At 71.4% G+C, this 20,852-nt stretch carries 19 protein-coding genes; 4 read left to right on the forward strand and 15 right to left on the reverse strand.

Features of this window, described 5'->3' with window-relative positions:
* Window positions 1–72: 72 nt before the first annotated feature.
* Both BJ984_RS15925 and BJ984_RS15930 read left to right on the forward strand, forming a co-directional pair.
* Window positions 73–957, forward strand: coding sequence for a YidC/Oxa1 family membrane protein insertase (locus BJ984_RS15925; protein WP_179548822.1), 885 nt, complete (start codon window positions 73–75; stop codon window positions 955–957).
* 95 nt (window positions 958–1,052) lie between these two features.
* Window positions 1,053–2,201: an epoxide hydrolase family protein gene (locus BJ984_RS15930; protein ID WP_179548823.1), complete on the forward strand. Its 1,149-nt coding sequence runs from the start codon at window positions 1,053–1,055 to the stop codon at window positions 2,199–2,201.
* Window positions 2,202–2,272: 71 nt separating this feature from the next.
* Here the strand turns inward: BJ984_RS15930 and cofE are convergent, their stop codons facing one another.
* From cofE to BJ984_RS18760, 5 genes are all read right to left on the reverse strand, one after another.
* The gene (gene cofE / locus BJ984_RS15935; protein WP_179548824.1) at window positions 2,273–3,202 is read right to left on the reverse strand and encodes a coenzyme F420-0:L-glutamate ligase; all 930 of its coding nucleotides are present in this window, start codon (window positions 3,200–3,202) and stop codon (window positions 2,273–2,275) included.
* A gap of 2 nt (window positions 3,203–3,204) precedes the next feature.
* Entirely contained in the window at window positions 3,205–4,233 is a 1,029-nt protein-coding gene (locus BJ984_RS15940; RefSeq protein WP_179548825.1) for a TIGR03557 family F420-dependent LLM class oxidoreductase, read from the reverse strand.
* On the reverse strand, window positions 4,233–4,724 hold the full coding sequence (coaD, locus tag BJ984_RS15945) for a pantetheine-phosphate adenylyltransferase (protein ID WP_179548826.1): 492 nt from the start codon (window positions 4,722–4,724) through the stop codon (window positions 4,233–4,235). Before coaD ends, BJ984_RS15940 begins: the two co-directional genes overlap by 1 nt.
* A gap of 127 nt (window positions 4,725–4,851) precedes the next feature.
* Window positions 4,852–5,601, reverse strand: a complete 750-nt coding sequence (locus tag BJ984_RS15950) for a hypothetical protein (RefSeq protein ID WP_179548827.1) — start codon at window positions 5,599–5,601, stop codon at window positions 4,852–4,854.
* A gap of 133 nt (window positions 5,602–5,734) precedes the next feature.
* Entirely contained in the window at window positions 5,735–8,296 is a 2,562-nt protein-coding gene (locus tag BJ984_RS18760) for an ATP-dependent DNA helicase RecG (protein WP_179548828.1), read from the reverse strand.
* A gap of 50 nt (window positions 8,297–8,346) precedes the next feature.
* Here BJ984_RS18760 and rsmD point away from each other — a divergent pair, with 50 nt between their 5' ends.
* Window positions 8,347–8,925: a 16S rRNA (guanine(966)-N(2))-methyltransferase RsmD gene (gene rsmD / locus BJ984_RS15960; protein WP_179548829.1), complete on the forward strand. Its 579-nt coding sequence runs from the start codon at window positions 8,347–8,349 to the stop codon at window positions 8,923–8,925.
* Between the two features lie 94 nt (window positions 8,926–9,019).
* On the opposite strand, the gene BJ984_RS15965 is transcribed toward rsmD, so the two are convergent.
* The gene (locus BJ984_RS15965) at window positions 9,020–10,123 is read right to left on the reverse strand and encodes a thiamine-phosphate kinase (protein ID WP_179548830.1); all 1,104 of its coding nucleotides are present in this window, start codon (window positions 10,121–10,123) and stop codon (window positions 9,020–9,022) included.
* Between the two features lie 24 nt (window positions 10,124–10,147).
* On the opposite strand from BJ984_RS15965, the gene BJ984_RS15970 reads away from it, so the two are divergent.
* On the forward strand, window positions 10,148–10,717 hold the full coding sequence (locus BJ984_RS15970; RefSeq protein WP_179548831.1) for a DUF3515 family protein: 570 nt from the start codon (window positions 10,148–10,150) through the stop codon (window positions 10,715–10,717).
* A gap of 25 nt (window positions 10,718–10,742) precedes the next feature.
* Here the strand turns inward: BJ984_RS15970 and BJ984_RS15975 are convergent, their stop codons facing one another.
* The 9 genes from BJ984_RS15975 to BJ984_RS16015 all read right to left on the reverse strand — a co-directional run bounded on the left by BJ984_RS15975 (window position 10,743) and on the right by BJ984_RS16015 (window position 20,702).
* The gene (locus tag BJ984_RS15975) at window positions 10,743–11,636 is read right to left on the reverse strand and encodes a hypothetical protein (protein ID WP_179548832.1); all 894 of its coding nucleotides are present in this window, start codon (window positions 11,634–11,636) and stop codon (window positions 10,743–10,745) included.
* A gap of 130 nt (window positions 11,637–11,766) precedes the next feature.
* Window positions 11,767–12,858: a D-alanine--D-alanine ligase family protein gene (locus tag BJ984_RS15980; RefSeq protein ID WP_179548833.1), complete on the reverse strand. Its 1,092-nt coding sequence runs from the start codon at window positions 12,856–12,858 to the stop codon at window positions 11,767–11,769.
* Window positions 12,770–13,903 carry an NAD(P)H-dependent glycerol-3-phosphate dehydrogenase gene (locus BJ984_RS15985; protein ID WP_271206522.1) on the reverse strand — a complete coding sequence of 378 codons (1,134 nt, stop codon included), beginning with the start codon at window positions 13,901–13,903 and terminating at the stop codon, window positions 12,770–12,772. Before BJ984_RS15985 ends, BJ984_RS15980 begins: the two co-directional genes overlap by 89 nt.
* Window positions 13,900–14,748, reverse strand: a complete 849-nt coding sequence (locus BJ984_RS15990; protein ID WP_179548834.1) for a lysophospholipid acyltransferase family protein — start codon at window positions 14,746–14,748, stop codon at window positions 13,900–13,902. The genes BJ984_RS15985 and BJ984_RS15990 overlap by 4 nt, the downstream gene beginning before the upstream one ends.
* Before the next feature lie 11 nt (window positions 14,749–14,759).
* Entirely contained in the window at window positions 14,760–16,130 is a 1,371-nt protein-coding gene (gene murA / locus BJ984_RS15995) for a UDP-N-acetylglucosamine 1-carboxyvinyltransferase (RefSeq protein ID WP_179548835.1), read from the reverse strand.
* A 23-nt stretch (window positions 16,131–16,153) separates the two neighbouring features.
* The gene (gene leuD, locus BJ984_RS16000) at window positions 16,154–16,750 is read right to left on the reverse strand and encodes a 3-isopropylmalate dehydratase small subunit (protein WP_179548836.1); all 597 of its coding nucleotides are present in this window, start codon (window positions 16,748–16,750) and stop codon (window positions 16,154–16,156) included.
* Window positions 16,751–16,753: 3 nt separating this feature from the next.
* Window positions 16,754–18,208: a 3-isopropylmalate dehydratase large subunit gene (leuC, locus tag BJ984_RS16005; protein WP_179548837.1), complete on the reverse strand. Its 1,455-nt coding sequence runs from the start codon at window positions 18,206–18,208 to the stop codon at window positions 16,754–16,756.
* A gap of 138 nt (window positions 18,209–18,346) precedes the next feature.
* Complete coding sequence (locus tag BJ984_RS16010; RefSeq protein ID WP_179548838.1) at window positions 18,347–19,651, reverse strand: cell wall-binding repeat-containing protein; 1,305 nt, start codon at window positions 19,649–19,651, stop codon at window positions 18,347–18,349.
* 31 nt (window positions 19,652–19,682) lie between these two features.
* Window positions 19,683–20,702, reverse strand: coding sequence for a TerC family protein (locus BJ984_RS16015; RefSeq protein ID WP_179548839.1), 1,020 nt, complete (start codon window positions 20,700–20,702; stop codon window positions 19,683–19,685).
* Between the last annotated feature and the right edge of the window lie 150 nt (window positions 20,703–20,852).

Here is a 20,852-nt window from a genome sequence, read left to right on the forward strand (position 1 = left end):
CCGCCCCTGCCGGGCGGGAATGCGCTCCTTCGCGGCCATACGGTCCCCCATCCGTATCCCGCAAGGAGTCCCGTGAACATCTATGCCTTCGGCCCCGTCGCGGCCGCGCTCGACGCCGCCTCGACGGTGCTGCAGTTCCTCTCGTCCGTCCTCCAGCCGCTCGCCGGCGGAGCCTCGGCCGCCCTCGCGGTGGTCGCCCTCACCGTTCTGGTGCGCCTCGTGCTGATCCCGGTGGGGGTCTCGCAGGCCCGCGCCCAGCGGATGCGCGCCCGCCTCGCCCCGCGCCTCGCCGAACTGCAGCGCCGGCACCGCCGCGACCCGCAGCGGCTGCAGCGTGAGACGATGGCGCTCTACGCGTCCGAGAACGCCTCGCCGCTCGCCGGCTGCCTGCCCCTGCTGCTGCAGGCGCCCGTGCTCTCGCTGGTCTACGGGCTGTTCATCCTGCCCACGATCAACGGGCACCCCAACGTGCTGCTCACCGAGTGGCTGCTCGGGGCACCGCTCGGCACCTCCTTCGCGGCGGCGCTCAGCGCAGTCGTCTCGGGGCATCCGCTGCAGGCGTCGGCGGGGCTCGCGGTGCTGCCCGGGTCTCCGGATGCTCTGCCCGCGCTCGTGGTGACCGGGATCGTGCTGGTGCTGCTCGCCGCGGTGGCCCTCGTGTCGCGGCGGGTGACGCTGGCGCTGGCACCGGTGCCGGTGGTCGCACCGGTGTCGGGCTCGTCGTCTGGGTCGGGCTCGTCGTCCGCGTCGGCCTCGTCGTCTGGCGGGCCCGGCGCGGCAGCGGGCCTGCCGGCGGCGCTGGCCCCGGGTGGCGGGCTGCAGCGCGCCCTCTCCTGGCTGCCGTTGATGACCGTCGTGATCGCCGCGTTCGTGCCGCTCGCCGCGGCGCTCTACCTGCTCGTCACCACCACGTGGACCGTGGCCGAACGGGCGCTCCTGCACCGCCTCATCCGCTGACTCGTGAAATAGGGCGGATTCCCTAGGTGCACCCGCCGCCTCACGGCGCACGATCATCTGAGACACCCGCCCGGCCGCCCGTCGAAAGGATCACGATGACGACGTCCCCCGATCAGCCGACCCCCGCATCCGCTCAGAGCTCCCCCGTCTTCCCGAGGGCGGGTGACGACGCCCTGCTCGACCTGAGGGAGCGGCTTCAGCGCTTCCGCCCCGTGCCGCAGCTCGACGGCCCCGCCTTCGCCGGATCCGAGCTGGGCGTCGGGCCCGCGCTCCTCGAGCGCCTCGTCGAGCACTGGCGCGACCGCTTCGACTGGCGCGCCCAGGAGTCGCGGCTGGCCGCGCTGCCGTGGCGGCAGACCGAGCGGGCGACGGTTCCGGTGCGGGCGATCGTGGCCGAGGTGCCGGATGCTCCGGTCGTGCTCCTCCTGCACGGCTGGCCCGACTCCGTGCTGCGCTTCGAGCGGCTCCTGCCGCTGCTCGACGACCTGACGGTGGTGGCTCCCGCGTTGCCCGGCTACCCGTTCGCGGCCGCCGCGGATCCCGCCGGGCTGCCACCGACCGCGATGGCGGACGCCGTGGCCGCCGCGATGGCCGAGTTCGGCTTCGACCGCTACGTCGTCTCTGCCGGCGACGTCGGCTGCGACGTGGCGGAGGCGCTGGCCGCGCGGCACCCGTCGGCCGTGTCGGCGCTGCACCTCACGGACGTGTCGCAGCGGCACTTCCTGGACGCCGGCCCCGAGCTGCTCGACGACCTCGACGACGAGGAGCGCGCCTACGTTGAGCACGGGCGTCGCTGGCAGGCGGCCGAGGGCGGCTACATGCACGAGCAGTCCACCCGCCCGTGGACGCTGGCCGCCGGCCTCGGCGACTCCCCCGCCGGACTCGCCGCGTGGATCGTCGAGAAGCTCGTGCGCTGGACCGACTCCGACGGCCGCCTCGAGAACGCCTTCACCCTCGACGAGGCGCTGACCTGGGTGAGCGCCTACTGGTTCTCGGGCGCGATCGGCACCTCGTTCGCGCCGTACGCGGCGAACGACCCGAAGGACTGGCCGCGCATCCAGGCCCCCACCGTGTTCACGGTCTTCCCGCACGACCTCGTGAACGCACCCCGCCGCTTCGCCTCCCGCTTCTTCGAGGTGGCCGACTGGCGCGAGTACGCGCGCGGCGGCCACTTCGCGGCGTGGGAGCAGCCGGCCGACTACGCCTGGGGCATCCGCCGCGCCCTGGAGCTGGCGCAGGGCTGAGCGCGGGCGGCTTCGCGCACGCACCTCGGTCACCGGCCGCGTGGAGCGCCCGGCGGCCGGGATGCGTGCGCCTACCGCCCCCCGTCGCCGCGCAGCGCCAGCAGGGCGGCCTCGAGACGGGCGATCGTGGCCGCCGCCTCGGCGTGGCCTTCGGCCAGGCCCTCGAGGCGACCCTCCGCCCGTCCCTCCTCACGGCCCTCGGCGTGGCCTTCCGCGAGGCCCTCGGCGCGGCCGGCAGCGAATCCCGCCAGGTGCCCCTCCGCGAGCGCCTCGTCGGTGCCGAGCCGGAACATGTCCCCCGGGCCGGTGCGCGAGAGGGCACGCGCGGGCGTGTCGAGGGAGGCCGTCACAGCGTCGGCGGCTCCGCGCACGAGGGCCACGGGCATCCCGCTCGCCTTGCCCTTGACCAGGTCGCCGGCCGACGCCAGCTCGTCGGCCAGCGCGGCCTGCGTGACGGCGAGCTCGTGCCCGAAGGTGTCGCGGGAGCCCCGCAGGTCGTCGAGCACGTGCACGCCGGCCGCCCCGATCGCCTGGTCGATCTGGCCCTCGCGCCAGGCGCGGCCGAGGGTGTCAGAGAGCACGACGCCGAGCTGCACGCCGAAGCGCTCCCGCAGCCCCGCGGCCAGCCCGCGTGCCGAGGCGTCGGGGTCGACGGGCAGCAGCAGCACGGTGCCGGACGGCGTGTTGCTCGCATCCACGCCGGCCGCGGCCTGCACGATGCCCTGCCGGTTCTCGACGATCCGCGTCACCCCACCCGGATGCGCCCGGCTCGCCACGACCCGCACCGTCTCGGCGGTGATCGCGTCCTCGCGGTCGGCCGCGGCGATGCGCCGCCCCTCGGCCTTCGACACGATCTTGGAGGTCACCACGAGGACGTCGCCGTCCACCGGCGCGAGCCCCGCCCCGTCCAGCGCGTCGCCGATCAGCGCCACGAGGTCATCGCCCTCGGATATCTCGGGCAGGCCGCCGAACGCGACCACCCGCAGCTCCCTCGTCGACACGCTCACCGCCTCAGCTTCGGCAGCACGTCGCGGGCGAACACGTCGATCCACTCGCGCTGGTTGCGCCCCACGTTGTGCAGGTAGATGCGGTCGAAGCCGAGGTCGGCGTAGCGCTGCAGGTGCGCGAGGTGAGCATCGGGATCGGCGGACACGATCATCCGGCCCTCGAAGTCGGCGGGCCGCACCATCTTGGCGATCTGCTCGAACTCGAACGGCGAGCGGATGTCGGCCTTCGGGAACCGCATGCCCCCGTTCGGCCACTCGGTCAATGCGTTCACCATGGCCTCCTCGTCGGTCTCGGCCCACGACAGGTGCAGCTGCAGGATGCGCGGCATCCGCGACGGGTCCTTGCCGGCCTCGCGGGCGCCCTCGTCGAACCGCGCGAACAGGCCCGCGATCTTCTCGAGCGGCGCACCGACCGTGATCAGGCCGTCGGCGGTGCGTCCGGCACGCTTGGCGGTCACCGGGCCGGCGGTCGCGACGTAGACGGGCGGCGGGGTCGCGGGCATGGTCCAGAGGCGGGTCGACTCCAGCTTGAAGAAGGTGCCGGAGTGCTTGACGTCGCGGCCGGCCGCCGAGGCGGTGAAGAGCTTGGAGATGACGTCGATCGCCTCGAACATGCGGTTGATGCGCTCGGGGGCCTCGGGCCAGTAGCCGCCGACGACGTGCTCGTCGAGGGCCTCGCCGGCGCCGATGCCGAGCCAGTGCCGGCCGGGGTACATGGCCTCGAGGGTCGCGGAGGCCTGGGCGACCACAGCGGGGTGGTAGCGGTAGCTCGGCGCGGTGACGCCGGGGCCGATGTCGCCGCGGGTGCGTTCGCCGAGCGCGGCGAGCACGTTCCAGACGAACGACGACTGGCCCTGGCGGGGTACGTAGGGCTGGAAGTGATCCGCCGCCATCACGCCCTGGAAGCCACGGCTCTCGGCGTGGGCGGCGTACTCGATCGCGTCGCGCGGGTGGAACTGCTCGAGCTCGGCCGCGTACCCGACCGGCACGGCGGAGGTGGGCAGCTCCGCGGGGCTCGACACCATCAGTCGGCGGTGCGCTCGAGGAAGCGCGCCACCACACCCGGCACGTACGGTGCCACGTCCCCACCGAGCGCCGACACCTGCCGCACCAGCGAACTCGACACGTGGGCGTGCGCCGGGTCGGGCAGCAGGAAGATCGTCTCGACGCCCGCCAGGTCGCGGTTCACGATCGCCATCGGCGTCTCGTACGCCACGTCGACCTGCGAGCGGATGCCCTTGACGATCGCCGTCGCCCCCACGTCGGTGCAGTAGTCGACGAGCAGCCCCATCGCCCATGACGTCACGATCACGTTCGCGCCGACGAGCCCGCGCTCCTCGAGCGACTTCTCGATCAGCGACACCCGGTGAGCGATCGGGATCAGCGCCTGCTTGTCGGGGTTGTGAACCACCACCACGTGCACCTCGTCGAAGATCGACGCGGCACGCTCGATCACGTCGACGTGCCCCAGCGTGATGGGGTCGAACGAACCGGGGACCACCGCGACACTGCTCATGCCGTCCAGGCTATCAACCGGCGCATTTCGGCGACGTTTCGCGAGCGGCGGCAAGGGCGGCCCGGGGCGGGCAGACGGATGCGCGGCGGCGGCATCCCGAGGCCGCCGCCGCGCATCCGCTCGCTTCTCAGACCTGCACGGCCCGGCGCGTCTCGGGCACAGCAGCCACCGGCGCCGCGGCACCCGGCGCCGACGGGGCGGACGGGGCCGCCGCCGCTGCCGCCACGAACCGTTCGCACAGCGCGATCGATTCGGCGAGCATCGCGTACAGCCGGTCGTCGGGCCGCGGCACGCAGGCCGAGCGCACCCCGTCGACCGCCATGGCGATGGTCGTGTGGGTCTGCCGCTCGGTGATCTCGGCGTGCCCCCAGCGCTGGTTGCGGTCGAGGAAGCGCCGTGCCCAGCGCTCGGCCTCGGGCGCAGACGCGAGAGCCTCGACGAACGGCGCGTCGACCTCAACGGGGCCGCCGCCCAGGCGGTGCAGAGCCTCCTGGCAGACGAGGCCGCCGACCGCGAGCGCGTGCTGCCGGTCGAGCGGGGCGTCGGGCAGCGCGACGGTGACCGCGGTGATCGCCAGCACCAGCTCGAGCCTCGGGTCGTCGCTCGTGAGCCCGATCACCGAGGGGATCAGCGTCGACAGCCGGCCGCGCCCCTCGTTCGAGCTCATGTCGTTGACGGCGCGCGCCATCTGCGCCAGCCCCGCGTGCGTGCAGGCCGGATGGTCGCTCCACTTCTCGCCCGCGAGGAACGACGCGAACTCCATGAAGCAGGCCCCCGAGCGGGGCGATCGGTGTCTGCCGGCTGAGAGCACGGGCATGATGTCGGGGCGCAGCTGGGCGCCTCGGCCGGTGTGTCGGAACGACTTCGTGATGTGCATGGGCCACCTCGTCTCCAGTGGCTTCCACAATGCGCCTGCGCCCGCGAATTATCAATGGGTTCGCGGATGCTCGTCGCCCCGATTCCGCTGCGTGTCGCCGTGCGCCTCGCTGTCGCGCGGTGCCGCCCGGCCCTCAGTTCTTGGCGAGGAACTCCCGCTCGCTCTCGCGCAGCCGCCGCTCGAGCGCGCCCCTGATCGCCGGATGCGCGGCGAGCTGCGGATCGGCGTCGACGATCTCGAAGGCGACGGCCCGCGCATCCTGGATCACGTCGGCGTCTTTCACCACGCGCAGCAGGCGGAGGGACGACCGCCCGCCCGACTGGATGCTGCCCAGCACGTCGCCCTCGCGCCGCAGCTCGAGGTCGATCTCGGCGAGCTCGAAGCCGTCGAGGGTGGCGGCGACGGCGTCGACCCGCTCGCGGGCGAGGGTCTCGGGCTCGGCGGTGGTGACGAGGAGACACAGGCCGGGCACGCCGCCCCGGCCGACGCGGCCTCGGAGCTGGTGCAGCTGGCTGACGCCGAAGCGGTCGGCGTCGAGCACCACCATCGTCGAGGCGTTCGGCACGTCGACGCCGACCTCGATGACGGTCGTGGCCACGAGAACGTCGATCTCGCGGGCGGCGAAGGCGCGCATGACGGCGTCCTTCTCCTCGCTCGGCATGCGGCCGTGCAGCGACTCGATGCGGTAGCCCGCGAGGGCGGGCAGGGCGCGGAGGTGGGCGAGGGTCTCGACGACGGTGGCCTTCGGCGGGCGCGGCGCCTCCCCAGCGGCCGACGCGGCGCCGGTCTTCGCGGTGGCGGCAGCCGTCTTCGCGGCGGTGGCGGTCTTGGCGGCGGAGGCAGGCGCCTTCGCGGGGGCGGTGACCTTCGCGGATGCAGCAGCACTCGTTGCGGCAGACCCCGCGCGACCCACCGGCCCCGTCGTCGCGGCCGCCCGCGCGGCCCGGCGGGCTCGAGCCTCCGCGAGGTCGTCGCGCACGCCGTCGAGCTCGCCGCCGCTGTCCCGGGCGCGGTCGTCGTCGTTCTCGGGAGCGTCGGCCGGCTCCACCGGGTCGGCCGGGTCGATCGCGGGGCAGACGACGAACGCCTGCCGCCCCTGCGCGAGCTCCTCGGCGACGCGGGCCCAGATGCGCCCCGCCCAGCCCGGCTTCTCGGCGAGCGGCACGCTGAAGCTCTCGATGCCCTTGCGGCCGGCCGGCAGCTCGGTGATGGTCGAGACGTCGAGATCGCCGAACACCGTCATCGCCACCGTGCGCGGGATCGGCGTCGCCGTCATCACCAGCACGTGCGGCGGGGTCGCGCCCTTCTGTCGCAGGGCGTCGCGCTGCTCCACCCCGAAGCGGTGCTGCTCGTCGACCACCACGAGACCGAGGTCGTAGAACTGCACGACGTCGCTCAGCAGGGCGTGGGTTCCGACGACGAGCTTGGCCTGGCCCGAGACCATGCGCAGCAGCGCCTTCTTGCGCTCGGCGGTGCTGAGCTGACCGGTGTGCAGCGTGGGCACGAGCTCGGCCGCGAGGTCGGGGCCGAGCACCTTCACGATCGAGCGCAGGTGCTGCGCGGCGAGCACCTCGGTGGGCGCCAGCAGGGCCGACTGCCCGCCCGAGTCGGCGACGGCGAGCATCGCCCGCACCGCTACGAGCGTCTTGCCCGAGCCGACCTCGCCCTGCAGCAGTCGCATCATCGGGATGTCGCCGCCCAGGTCGCGCGCGATCTCCGACCCGACGAGCTGCTGGTCGGCCGTCAGCCGGAACGGCAGGCTCGCATCGAAGCGCTCGAGGTAGCCCCCGGGCTTCGGCCGCCGCACCGCCGTCTTCTGCGCGTGCGCGGCCCGGCGCTGGCTGACGAGCGCGGTCTGCAGCACGAACGCCTCGTGGAAGCGCAGCGTCTCGCGCGCCCGCATGTAGTCGGCGTCCTTCTGGGGCCGGTGCATCAGCTCGTAGGCGCGCTGGGCCGTGAGCAGGCGCCGCTCCTCGCGCACCTCGTCGGGCACCGGGTCGGCGATCCGGCCCTTCACGGCGTCGAGCACGATGGCCACCGAGTTGGCGATCTGCCAGCTGGCGACGGATGCGGTGGCCGGGTAGATCGGGATCGGCATCTCCGCCCAGCGCTTGGCCTCCGCGTCGTCGAGCGCACTCGGGTCGGCGAGCCCGTCGCCCAGCGCGTCGAGCGCGTCGGCGCCGAGCCCCTTCGCGTCGCCGAACAGCTCGTAGTTCGGATGCGCGAGCTGCAGCGCCCCCCGGTAGTCGGACACCTTCCCCGCGAAGATGCCGCGCACCCCCGGCCGCAGCTCGCGGGCGCGCCAGGACTGGTTGAAGAAGGTGAGCGAGATGAAGCCCTGCCCGTCACTGATGGACACCTCGAGCAGGCTGCCCCGCCGCGCCCGCATCGGCCGCTCCCGCACGTCGCGCACCTCGGCGACGATCGTGACGTTCTCGTCCAGCGGCAGCTTGTCGATCGCGGTCAGCTCGCCGCGCTTGGCGTAGCGGCGCGGGTAGTGGCTGAGCAGATCACCCACGGTGCGGATGCCGAACGCCTTCTCGAACGCACTCGCCGTGCGCCCGCCGAGCACCCCGGCCAGCTTCGCGTCGAGCGCGTCGGCCCCCGGCGGTACGGCCACCGGCGCCACCGCGTCGGGCGCGCGAGTGCCACCGGGCGCAGTCGGCCCACGCGTGCCGGAGGTGCTGCCGCTCATGCCAGAAGTCTAGGCGGCACGCCCGACACCGCCGCGATAGGGTGCAGGGCGTGACGCGCATCATCGCCGGATTCGCCGGCTCCCTCACCCTCGCCGTGCCCCGCTCGGGCACCCGCCCCACCAGCGACCGGGTGCGCGAGGCCATCTTCTCGGCCCTCGAGGCCCGCGGCGGACTCGACGGTCTCACCGTGCTCGACCTCTATGCCGGCTCAGGCGCCCTCGCCCTCGAGGCCATCAGCCGCGGAGCCGCCACGGCGCTCCTGGTCGAGAAGAACGCCGCGGCGGCAGCGATCGCGAAGAAGAACGCGGCCCGGGTGATCGCGGCCGCGGCTCCGGATGCCCGTCCCCGCGTCGAGGTCGTCACGCAGGCGGTGCTCCCCCGGCTGAGGGCGTCCGCCGCGGTGGCGGGCGCGGGCTACGACGTGGTGTTCCTCGACCCGCCCTACGATCTCACCGACGCGGAGCTCACCGAGACCCTCGCCGCCCTCGTGCCGCTGGTCGCGCCCGACGCGACGGTGCTCGTCGAGCGCAGCATCCGCTCCCCCGAGCCCGCCTGGCCCGCGGGCCTCGAGCTCGACCGCACCCGCGCCTACGGCGAGACCGCCCTCTGGTGGGCCACCCCCGCCTGACCCACCCGACCGACGTCGGTACAGGAGGAGAATCAGCCCCATGGGCCCCTATTCGGGCCATCGGCGTGATTCTCCTCCCGTGCCGGCCTCCGCGTCAGCCGGCGGCGCCGTTCCAGCCGTCGTACGGGTCCCAGCCGCCGAGCTCGGCGTAGGGGGTGTCGCCGACGAGGACGTCGGACGCGGGGCTGCGGTCGAGCACGGTGCCGAGGCGGCGGAAGCCCTCCGGCAGCGGCCCGGGCGGGAAGGCCGCCAGCAGGGCGTGGTCCTCGCCCCCGGCCAGCACGAAGGAGGCGGCCCGGTCGCCCACCACGGGATCGAGCTCGCGCAGCGCCCGCGCCTCGAGCTCGATGGCGGCGGGGTCGAGCTGCACCGAGCATCCGCTGGCCACCGCGAGCCGCCGGGCGTCGAGCACGAGCCCGTCCGAGACGTCGAGCATCGCGGTCGCGCCCCCCACCGCCGCCGGCACCCCGAGCGCGATCGGCACGACCGGCGCCAGCTGAGCCGCCACGAGCTCTGGATGCGCGTCCCGCACCGCAGCGGCCCGCCCCGCATCGGGCACCCGCTCACCCCCTGCACCGTCGGACGCGACGCCGTCGCGGAACAGCAGCCACAGCCCCGCCCCCGCCCGGCCGAGGTCGCCCGCGACCGCGAGCTGATCGCTGGGCCGCGCGCCCGAGCGGGTGACCGGCGCCCGCCCCTCGAGGTCGCCGAACGCGGTCACCGCGATCATCAGCGCCGGCGACGCGGACAGGTCGCCGCCCACCACGCCGCAGCCGGGAGCCGCGAGCGCGCAGCCGTCGCGCAGCCCGTCGGCGATGCCGAGCAGCACGTCGACCGGGGTGTCGAGCGGGGCGGCCAGCGCGACGACGAGCGCCGTGGGCCGGGCGCCCATCGCGGCCACGTCGGCCAGGTTCGTCATGGCGGCCTTCACGCCGAGGTCATGCGCGCTCGACCACGCCGAGCGGAAGTCGGGCCCGTGCACCATCAGATCCGTCGTCACCACGAAGCGGCCGTCGGGTGCGGCCACCACCGCGCTGTCGTCGCCCGGCCCGAGCAGCTCGGCGTCGGCGTGCGGCAGCCGCGGGAAGATGCGCTTCAGCGTCTCGCCCTCCCCCACCTCGGCGAGGGTCGGCCCGGCGGCGACGCCGAACCCGGTCTCAGGATGCTCGTTCGCAGGTAAACCGAAGTCGGAGGCCACGAGCCAACGGTAGCCTGAACCTCGATGCCCCACGCCGCCCGAACTCTAGCCATCCCCCGCCGGCGCCGCGCCGCCCCCCTCGCCATCGTCGCCACCCCGGGCCGGCGCCGCGCCCTCGCGCTCGTCACGGCGGCCGCCGCCACGGCGACCCTGCTCACCGGCTGCGCCAGCACCGTCAGCCTCGAGGCCGCCCCCGACGCGACCGACCCGGCCTGCGCCGACGTGATCGTGCGGCTGCCCGACACCGTCGCGGGCGAGGCGAAGCGCACCACCGACGCGCAGGCGACCGGCGCGTGGGGCGACCCGGCATCCGTTCTGCTGCACTGCGGCGTGCCGCCCTACGGCCCGACCACCCTGCCCTGCGGCAACGTCAACGGCGTCGACTGGATCGTCGACGACTCGAACGCCCCCACCTACGTCTTCACCACCTACGGCCGCACCCCCGCCGTCGAGGTCGTGCTCGACTACGACGTCGTCGGCGGAACCAGCGCGCTCGACGACCTCCGCACGGCGGTGCAGTCGATCCCGCAGGAGGCCCAGTGCCTCGACGCCGACGACGTGCTCAGCACCCCCACCCCCACGCCCGCCCCGTAGGGCAGGGCGCGGCGGCGGGCGCCGATCACGGCCGGACGACCTCGTAGAAGTCGGTGACCACTGCCGAGCGGTTGACCCGGGGACTTCCCACAGAGACCTTGGTCTTCACCAGACCCTGCGAGGCGACCATCACGTCGATGGTGGAAGTCGCGGCGGTGTCGCCGGGTGCGGACAGAATGAGGACCGTGGTCACCGTCTGACCGGGGAGGATGCCGTCCGCCGAGCAGATGAGGCCCTCGACGGGTTCGCAACTCACGTTCCCGGGCAGGGACGGAAACCCCTCCACGGCATAGCCTGCCAGTCCGAGCGCGATGGACGCGAAATTCGTGCTCGAGCCGGCGTTCGTCACGTCGACCCGGAGCAGGTACTTGCCATCAGGCAGTGCCGTCATCGCTCCGCGGGTCTGGACCGGACCTCGCACGGTAGCCGGCACGGTCGGGGATCCCGCGGCGGGCATCACCATCGGGCTTCCGTAGGGAGCCGAGGAGTAGATCGGACCGTCTTTCGACTGCATGCAGTCGAAGTAGGCGAACTCCTCCTTGAGGCCGGCGCGGCCATAGATGCTGATTCCGAAGACGAAGGTGCTCCGAGTCGACCGGAACTGCACTTGTCCGATCGCCCGACCGCTGCGCAGGTACGTGGTTACGCTGACCTTCTCGCCACTGTCGAGCACGTGCGACTCGGAGTGCCAGGTGCTGCCCGCGAGATACTCGAGCATCCCGTCCGGCAATTGGCCCTTCTGCCAGCCGTAGGCACACGCGCCACCGGCCGCGCCCCAGGCCGCTCCACCTCCACCGCCGCCCTCCACGTCGGGGCAGCTGACGCCCGCGGCCTTGGCGGCCGAGGCGAGGCTCGGCCCGAGCACGCAGCCGAGCGCCGACGCCGACTGGGTGGGCGCGACGAACAGCCCGGCGAGCACGGCGGCCGCCGCGATGAGCGAGGCGAACGAGCGCCTCCGTGATGATGTCTTCATGGATCTCCTCGATGATCGAAAGCCGCCCGGGGTGAGGGCGACATTCGACTATACGAGAAATCCTCAGCGAATGGAACTACTCCAGGGCCAGCGCGATCAGCTCGTCGATCAGCTCCGGGTAGCTGAGGCCCGAGGCGATCCAGCACTTGGGGAACATCGAGATCGGCGTGAAGCCCGGCATCGTGTTCACCTCGTTCACCACGAAGCCCTCGTCCGTCAGGAAGAAGTCGACCCGCGCGAGTCCCGCGCCGTCGATGGCCGTGAAGGCGCGAGCCGCGAGTTCCTGCATCGACGAGAGCTCGGCGGGCGTGAGCACGGCCGGGCAGACGAGCTCGACACCGGGCGCGTCGAGGTACTTCGCGTCGAAGTCGTAGAACTCGCGGCCGGTCATCACGATCTCGCCCGCGAGCGAGACCCGCGGCGCCCCGTCTGCCCGCCCGCCGAGCACCCCGCACTCGACCTCGCGGCCGACGACGGCCGACTCGATCAGCACCCGCGAGTCCTCCCGCAGGGCGGTCTCGATGGCGGCCGACAGCTCCGAGGGCGATGACGTGCTGACCTTCGACACCCCCACCGACGACCCGGCCCGCGCGGGCTTGACGAACAGCGGCAGCCCCAGCGAAGACGCGTCGGCGAGAACCGACGACGCCGACGCCGCCCACTGCTGCGCCGTCACCGTCTGCCACGGCGCCACCGCGATGCCCGCGGCCTGCAGCACCGTCTTGGTGAAATGCTTGTCCATCCCGAGTGCCGACGCGAGCACCCCCGAGCCCACGTACGGCAGCCCCACGAGCTCGAGCAGCCCCTGCACCGTGCCGTCCTCCCCGAACGGCCCGTGCAGGATGGGGAACACCACGTCGACGTCACCCAGCACCTCGACCGTGCCGTCGGCCCGCTGAACCGAGAGCGAACGCGAGGCGGTCGACGCCGGCCACAGGATGCGCGTGCCGTTGTCGCTCACGACGGGCATCGCCGAGGGGTCGAGCCGGAACTTCGCGGGCTCGTCGTCCTCGAGCACGAACGCGCCCTCGGCCGTGATGCCCACGGGGATCACGTCGAAGCGCGAGCGGTCGATCGCCTCAAGCACCCCGCCGGCCGTGGCGCAGCTGATCGAGTGCTCGCTGGAGCGCCCGCCGAACAGCACCGCCACCGTGGTCTTGCTTGGCATCGAGTGTCCTTTCGCCCTGGGGGCCGCTGTCGTCATCGGTCGTCAGATGCGGCGCGATGTCCCGAGGATCGAGCGTACCGGCGAGCACCTGGCTCACCTGACGGCAGATCGGCATGTCCACACCCTTGGCCTCGGCCAACGTGAGCACGGGCGCCACCGAGGCGAGCCCCTCCGCCGTCTGCTGCATCGACTTCACCACGTCGGCGAAGCTGTAGCCCTGGCCGAGCAGGCGCCCGGCCGTGTTGTTGCGCGAGAGCGACGATCCGCTGGTGGCGATCAGGTCGCCGAGGCCCGCGAGCCCCGACAGGGTCTCCGGATGCCCGCCGTACGCCACGGCGAAGTCGGTCATCTCGACCAGCCCCCGCGTGATGATCGAGGCCTTGGTGTTCTCGCCGTAGCCGACGCCGTCGACGATGCCGATCGCCACGGCGATGAGGTTCTTCAGCACGCCGCCGAACTCGGTGCCGATCACGTCGGTGTTGACGAAGGAGCGGAAGTAGCGGTTGGTCGCCACCATCGCGACCCTCTCGGCGGTCTCGAGGCTGGCCGAGGAGACGACGGCCGCCGTCGGCTGCTCCTTCGCGATCTCGAGGGCCAGGTTCGGCCCGGAGGCCACAGCGATGCGGTCGGGATCAATCTCCAGCACGGATTCGAGCACCTCGCTCATCCGGAGCCCCGTGCCCTTCTCGACGCCCTTCATCAGGCTCGTGATCGGGATGCCCTCCGGGATGAGCGTCTTCAGTTCGACGAGGTTGCCCCGCAGCGACTGGCTGGGGATCGACACGAACACGAACTGCGCGTCGGCGAGAGCGCGACCGACGTCGGAGGTGGCGGTGATCGTCGGCGGCAGGTTCACGCCCGGGAGGTAGTCGCTGTTGCGCTTGGCCTCGCGGATCTCCTTCGCGAGCTCGGGGCGGCGCGCCCACACGGTGACGTCGGCGCCGCCGTCGGCCAGCACCTTCGAGAACGTCGTGCCCCAGCTGCCGGCGCCGAGCACGGTGACGCGCGGCCGCGGCGGCACCACGGCGCGCGAGGCGCGGCTCACTCGGCGGCCTCCGAGCCGGCGCGCGAGCTGTCGCCCGAACCGGCGACGGGTCCGGCGCCCGGGCCGTCGCCCGGCCGGCCGTCGCGCAGCCGCCCGAACTCGCTCTGGTTGTGCGCACGCGGGTTCCACCGCTCGGTCGGCGCGGTCTCGCCCCGCAGCTCCTCGAGCAGCCCCGTGATCGCCGACATCAGCCGGTCGGTCGCCTCGGTGAGGGTCTTCTGATCGAGCGGATGCCCGCGCAGATCGTCGAGGTCGACGGGCGGCCCGTACGACACCATCACCGGCTTGCGCCCGAACAGCCGCAGCTTCTTCGAGTACCTCGGCATGATCGCCTGCACACCCCAGTGCGCGGCGGGGATGAGCGGGATGCCGTGCTCGAGCGCGAGGCGCACGGCCCCCGTCTTGCCGCGCATGGGCCAGAGCCCCGGGTCGCGGGTGAGGGTTCCCTCGGGGTACACGATGACGCCCTTCCGGTGTTCGAGCAGGGCGGTGGCCGCCGAGATGGACGCATTGCCCCGACCCGGCCCGGATCGCTCGACCGGGATCTGACCGATCGCGCGCAGCAACGCGCCGACGACGGGCACGGAGAACAGCGAGGCCTTCGCCAGGAACCGCGGTGCCCGCTTGAGCTTCCACACCGCCCAGGCCACGACCACGGGGTCGAAGTTCGAGTAGTGGTTGGCGCTCAGCACGAACGGCCCTTCGGCGGGGAGGTTCTCGGTGCCGCGCTGGTCGAGCTTCACGCTGGCCGCCAGGGTGGGGGCGACGAGCGCCTCGACCACCCGGAAGGCCGGGGTCTTCTCGGAGTGTTCGCGGGCGTCGGTGCGAACGGGGGCGTCGGCCATGCGGTCGAGTTCTACTCGGCGAAGTAGAAGTCGGCCCCGAGCTTCTCGAGCTTGCCCACGAAGTCGCCGTAGCCGCGGGCGATCAGGCCCACGTTGCTCACCGACGACTGTCCCTGGGCGACGAGGGCGGCGATCAGGTGGCTGAAGCCGCCGCGCAGGTCGGGCACCTCGAGCTCGGCGCCGTGCAGCTGAGTGGGGCCGGTGATGACGGCGGCCTGCTCGAGCGCGCGGCGCGGCACGCGGCGGTTCGGGTCGGCCAGGCCGTCTTTGTGCACCTCGATGTTCGCGCCCATCTTGACCAGCGCATCCACGAAGCCGAAACGGTTCTCGTAGACGGTCTCGTGCACGATCGAGGTGCCCTGCGCCTGGGTGAGCGCCACGATGAGGGGCTGCTGCCAGTCGGTCATGAAGCCGGGGTGCACGTCGGTCTCGATGACGACGGGCTTCAGCTCGCCACCGGGGTGGTAGAAGCGGATGCCCTCCTCCTCGATGTCGAACGCGCCGCCGATCTTGCGGAAGACGTTGAGGAAGGTCATCATCTCGGACTGCTTGGCGCCCGTGGTGAAGATGGAGCCGCCGGTCGCGAGGGCAGCCGAGGCCCAGGAGGCGGCCTCGTTGCGGTCGAACAGGGCGCGGTGGTTGAAGCCCGAGAGCGAGTCGACGCCCTCGATGAAGATGGTGCGGTTCGGCTCGACCGAGATGATCGCCCCCATCTTCTGCAGCACGGCGATGAGATCCATGATCTCGGGCTCGATGGCGGCGTTCTTCAGTTCGGTCGTGCCTTTGGCGCGCACGCCGGTGAGCAGCACCTGCTCGGTGGCGCCGACGCTCGGGTAGGGCAGCTCGATGTTCGCGCCGCGCAGGCCGTTGGGGGCCGTGATGTTGATGCCGGAGGGCAGCTTGTCGACGACAGCACCGAAGGCGCGCAGGGCGTCGAGGTGGAAGTCGATCGGGCGGTCGCCGATGCGGCAGCCGCCGAGGTCGGGGATGAACGCGTGACCGAGACGGTGCAGCAGCGGGCCGCAGAACAGGATCGGGATGCGGCTCGAGCCCGAGAGGGCGTCGATCTCGGCGGAGGTGGCCGTGGCCACGTTCGTCGGGTCGAGCTGCAGCACGCCGGTCGCGGCCGAGCCGGTGATCTTCACGCCGTGGATCTCGAGCAGGCTCGACACCACGTGCACGTCACTGATGTCGGGGACGTCGCGGAGCGTCGAAGTGGTGTCGCCGAGCAGCGACGCCACCATCGCCTTGGTGACGAGGTTCTTCGCCCCTCGGACGTCGATGGTGCCGCGGAGCGGTCGACCGCCGTTGATGACGATCGTGTCGGACAGCAGTCCGACCCGCTCGGCCGCCTTGCGACCATCCTGTACGAGAGAGTTCACGTGAATCACCTGACTGCTTGAAGCTACTTGACCGGGAGTGTTCGAGGTCTCCAACTCTCCCGGCGGCTCTCGAATTCCGTGATCGCCTCTTCGTCGCGAAGCGTCAACCCGATGTCGTCCAGACCCTCGAGAAGCCTCCACCGAGTGTAATCGTCGATCGAGAAGCTGACTGTGAGGTCGCCGATGGCGGCGGTTCGCGCGATCAGGTCGACCGTGATCTCGACCCCGGGCTGCGCCTCGATGGCAGCCCAGAGACGCTCGATGTCGGCCTCGTCGACCTGCCCGGTGAGCAGGCCCTGCTTGCCCGAGTTGCCCCGGAAGATGTCGCCGAAACGCGAGGACAGCACCGCCGTGAAGCCGAAGTCGCGGAGCGCCCAGACGGCGTGCTCGCGGCTCGATCCGGTACCGAAGTCGGGGCCGGCGACCAGCACGCGGGGGTTCTGGTAGGCGGGCTGGTTCAGCACGAACTCGGGGTCGTTCCGCCAGCCGGCGAACAGCGCGTCCTCGAAGCCGGTCTTGGTGACGCGCTTGAGGTAGACGGCCGGGATGATCTGGTCGGTGTCGACGTTGCCGCGCTTCAGCGGCACGGCCACGCCGGTGAGGATGTCGATCTTCTCCATGGGTCAGACCTCCACGGTCTCTCGAACAGCTGGTTCGGTCAGGTCGGAGACGCTCGAGAGCGTGCCCCGGATGGCGGTGGCGGCGGCCACCAGCGGCGACACCAGGTGGGTGCGCCCGCCCTTGCCCTGCCGGCCCTCGAAGTTGCGGTTGGAGGTGCTCGCGCAGCGCTCCCCGGGTGCCAGCTGGTCGGGGTTCATGCCGAGGCACATGGAGCAGCCGGCGAAGCGCCACTCGGCGCCGAACTCCTCGACGATCTTGTCGATGCCCTCGGCCTCGGCCTCGATGCGCACGCGCGCGCTGCCCGGCACCACCATGACGCGCACGCCATCCGCCTTCTTCCGGCCCTGGATGACCGAGGCGAAGGCCCGCAGGTCTTCGATGCGGCTGTTGGTGCACGAGCCCATGAACACGGCGTCGACGCGCACCTCCTTCAGCGGGGTGCCCGCTTCGAGGTCCATGTACTCCAGGGCCCGCTCGGCGCTGGCGCGCTCGTTCGGGTCGATGATGGTCGACGGGTCGGGCACGCGCTCGTTCAGCGAGACGCCCTGGCCGGGGTTGGTGCCCCACGTGACGAAGGGTTCGAGCTGGTCGGCGTCGAGGAACACCTCGGCGTCGAAGACCGCGTCGTCGTCGGTCTGCAGGGTGCGCCAGTACTCGACCGCGGCGTCCCAGTCCTCGCCCTCGGGGGCGTGCGGGCGGCCCTTCAGGTACGCGAAGGTGGTCTCGTCGGGCGCGACCATGCCGGCGCGGGCACCGGCCTCGATCGACATGTTGCAGATCGTCATGCGCCCGTCCATCGACAGGCTCCGGATGGCCGAGCCGCGGTATTCGAGGACATACCCCTGCCCGCCGCCTGTCCCGATCTTGGCGATGACGGCCAGGATGATGTCCTTCGCGGTCACACCCGGACGCAGCGTGCCCTCGACCGTGATCGCCATCGTCTTGAACGGCTTCAGCGGCAGGGTCTGGGTGGCGAGCACGTGCTCGACCTCGCTGGTGCCGATGCCGAACGCCATGGCGCCGAAGGCACCGTGCGTGCTGGTGTGGCTGTCGCCGCAGACGACGGTGATGCCGGGCATGGTCAGGCCGAGCTGCGGGCCGACGACGTGCACGATGCCCTGCTCGACGTCGCCGAGCGAGTGCAGGCGCACCCCGAACTCCTGCGCGTTCCGGCGCAGCGTGTCGATCTGGGTGCGGCTCGTCAGGTCGGCGATCGGCTTGTCGATCGCGAGCGTGGGGGTGTTGTGATCTTCGGTGGCGATCGTCAGATCGGGGCGGCGCACCGGACGGCCTTCGGCCCGCAGGCCGTCGAAGGCCTGCGGGCTCGTCACCTCGTGCACCAGGTGCAGGTCGATGTAGAGCAGGTCGGGGCTGCCGTTCTCGCCCTTGGCGACGAGGTGGTCGTCCCAGACCTTTTCAGCGAGGGTGCGCGGGCGGACGGTGGGTTCGGGGCTCATTGCGTGTCCTTCTGAAGTAGGGGGTCAGCCATCGACAGACTCCGCGACGAGGGAGGCCTTGGGAACTAGGACTCGTCGCGGCAGCTAAGAAGGAGCAGACCGAACAGCACGCCACGATCGTACCACCGCCCCCGCCCCTCAGCGGAGGTGCGCCGCGAGCGCCGCTTCGACCGCCGGAGAGATCACGGACGAGCCTCCGACAACGACGATCCGGTTCGGATTGAAGGCGTCCAGGGCGTCGGCGATTACAGCGGGGATCGACTCACGCGCCACGAGCAGCACCGGCGCTCGGTTGTGGCCGGCGACCGGGGCCGCCGCGAGTGCGTCCGGAAAGTTGTCACCCGCCGCGACGTACACCGTGTCCACGTCGGCGGGCTCAAATGAGTCGAGCATCAGTGCGGCCGACACGGCGTACCGGTCTGCTCCTATGACTCGGGAGACCGCCGGAGCCAGCTTCTTCAGCTCGTCCACTACAGACGGTGCGATAGCAGCCTCTCCCCCGATTACTACGATTGCGTTCGGCTCCAGCCTGGTCAGCGCCTCTTTCACGGGTTCGGGCAGTCCGGTCCTGCGGGTCAGAAGGACGGGACTCTCGAGAGCATCCGTGGTCGCGGTTGCCGAGAGCGCGTCCGGGAAGTTCTCGCCCGACGCGACGTAGACCACCGAGCGGTAGGGGGCGAACGTGCGCCGGGACACCTCGGCCGACACAGCGAACCGGTCGCTGCCACCCATCCGAGTCACCTCGGCGGCTCCGTAACCTCTTAGGGCCGTCTCGACCGATGCCGACACAGCGCGCTCTCCACCGACGATGACGATCCGTTGTGCGTTCAGGCGCCGCAGCGCAGCATCGGTCTCCGACGGGATAGTCGATCCGGTCACGAGCAGGATCGGACCGCTCCGCCCACCAGCCGCGGAGGACGCCGACAGTGCATCGGGGTAGGTCACGCCGGACGCGACGTAGACCGTGTCGATCTGCGACGTGAACTCCGACGCCGAGAGGTCGGCCGCCGTCGCGAACCGATCTGCGCCCCCGATTCTCTCGACAGACGATTCGACTGTGATTGTCACAGTGGCCGCCGCAATCTCGCAGAGGTGCGTCGTCGGCGACGCGAGACAGTACGTGAACGAGTCGGTACCGACGAAGGATTCCTCCGGACGGTAGGTGAAAGCGCCATACACATTCGCATTCATACCTCCGTTGGCGACGTGCAAGAGCAACGCGATCTCGGAGTTCGCCGGCACATCCACATCATTGGCCAGCACTCCCTTCTCAGCGCCGACCGAGAGGACGCCCTGGGCCAGGACGGAATAGGCGTCATCGACCGGGATCGGAGCGGCGGCCTGGGCAGGCGTGGCCATCGTCGGCACGACGATTGCCACTGCCACGAGCACCAGACTCACGGCAACAGCTTTCATCAGCTGGTGCTTCGGAGTTATGAGCATGTCTCATTATAGAGACGGGGGCGACGAGAAGCTAGTGGTCGGACTCGGGGTCGGCGGCCGCCTTCAGCTCCTCTTTCACCGAGACGCCGCGGCGGCGCATCACGATCAGGGAGGCGATCGTCGCGACCGCCATCGAGAGGATGATGACCGCCAGCGAGGTCCAGGTGTCGATCTCGGGGATCCACTCGATCGGGTGGCCGCCGTTGATGAAGAACACCTCGTTCGCGTGCAGCGCGTGGAAGACGAGCTTGACGCCGATAAAGGCGAGGATGAACGCGATGCCGTACTTGAGGTAGATGAGCCGGTCGAGCAGCCCGCCGAGCAGGAAGTACAGCTGGCGGAGGCCCATCAGCGCGAAGACGTTCGCGGTGAAGACGATGAACGGGCTCTGCGTGATGCCGAAGATGGCCGGGATCGAGTCGAGTGCGAACAGCAGGTCGGTGGAGCCGAGCGCGATGAACACGATCAGCATCGGCGTGAAGACCTTCTTGCCGTCGATCACCGTGCGCACCTTGGCGCCGTCGAAGTCGGGGGCGATGCTCATCCGCTTGCGGAGGAAGGTGACGAGGCCGTTCTCGCCGTCACCCTCGTCCTCCTTGCCGAAGGCCTGCCGGAACGCGGTGACCAGGAGGAACGCGCCGAAGATGTAGAAGATCCAGCTCAGCGACTCGATCAGCTGCGCGCCGATCAGGATGAAGATGCCGCGGAGCACCAGGGCGATGATGATGCCCACCATCAGCGCTTCCTGCTGGTACTTCCTCGGCACGTTGAAGCGCGCCATGATGATGACGAAGACGAACAGGTTGTCGATCGACAGGCTGTACTCCGTCAGCCAGCCGGCCAGGAACTGACCCGCCGGCTCGCCGCCGGCGAAGACGAGCATCAGCGCCGCGAAGACCAGCGCGAGCGCCACGTAGAACACGACCCAGAGCGTCGCCTCCTTGAACGAGGGCACGTGCGGACGCTTGAACGCGATCAGCAGATCGGCGGCGAGGATCAGCACGAGCACCACGAGCGAGGTGATCTCGAAGGCGATGGGGAGTTCTAGCACGGGGGCCTCTCGACAGCGGCGCCCTCTTCAGGGCAGCACGATGACCGAAAGTCTCTCCCGTGCAGGCCGCCGTGGCAACCGCACCGCTCCCCCGGGCACACGTCGGAGTGGGCCGTGATGACGATGACAGCGAGGTGGGATACTCCCCTT

It is taken from the genome of Herbiconiux flava (assembly GCF_013409865.1).
Taxonomy (GTDB): Bacteria; Actinomycetota; Actinomycetes; order Actinomycetales; family Microbacteriaceae; genus Herbiconiux; species Herbiconiux flava.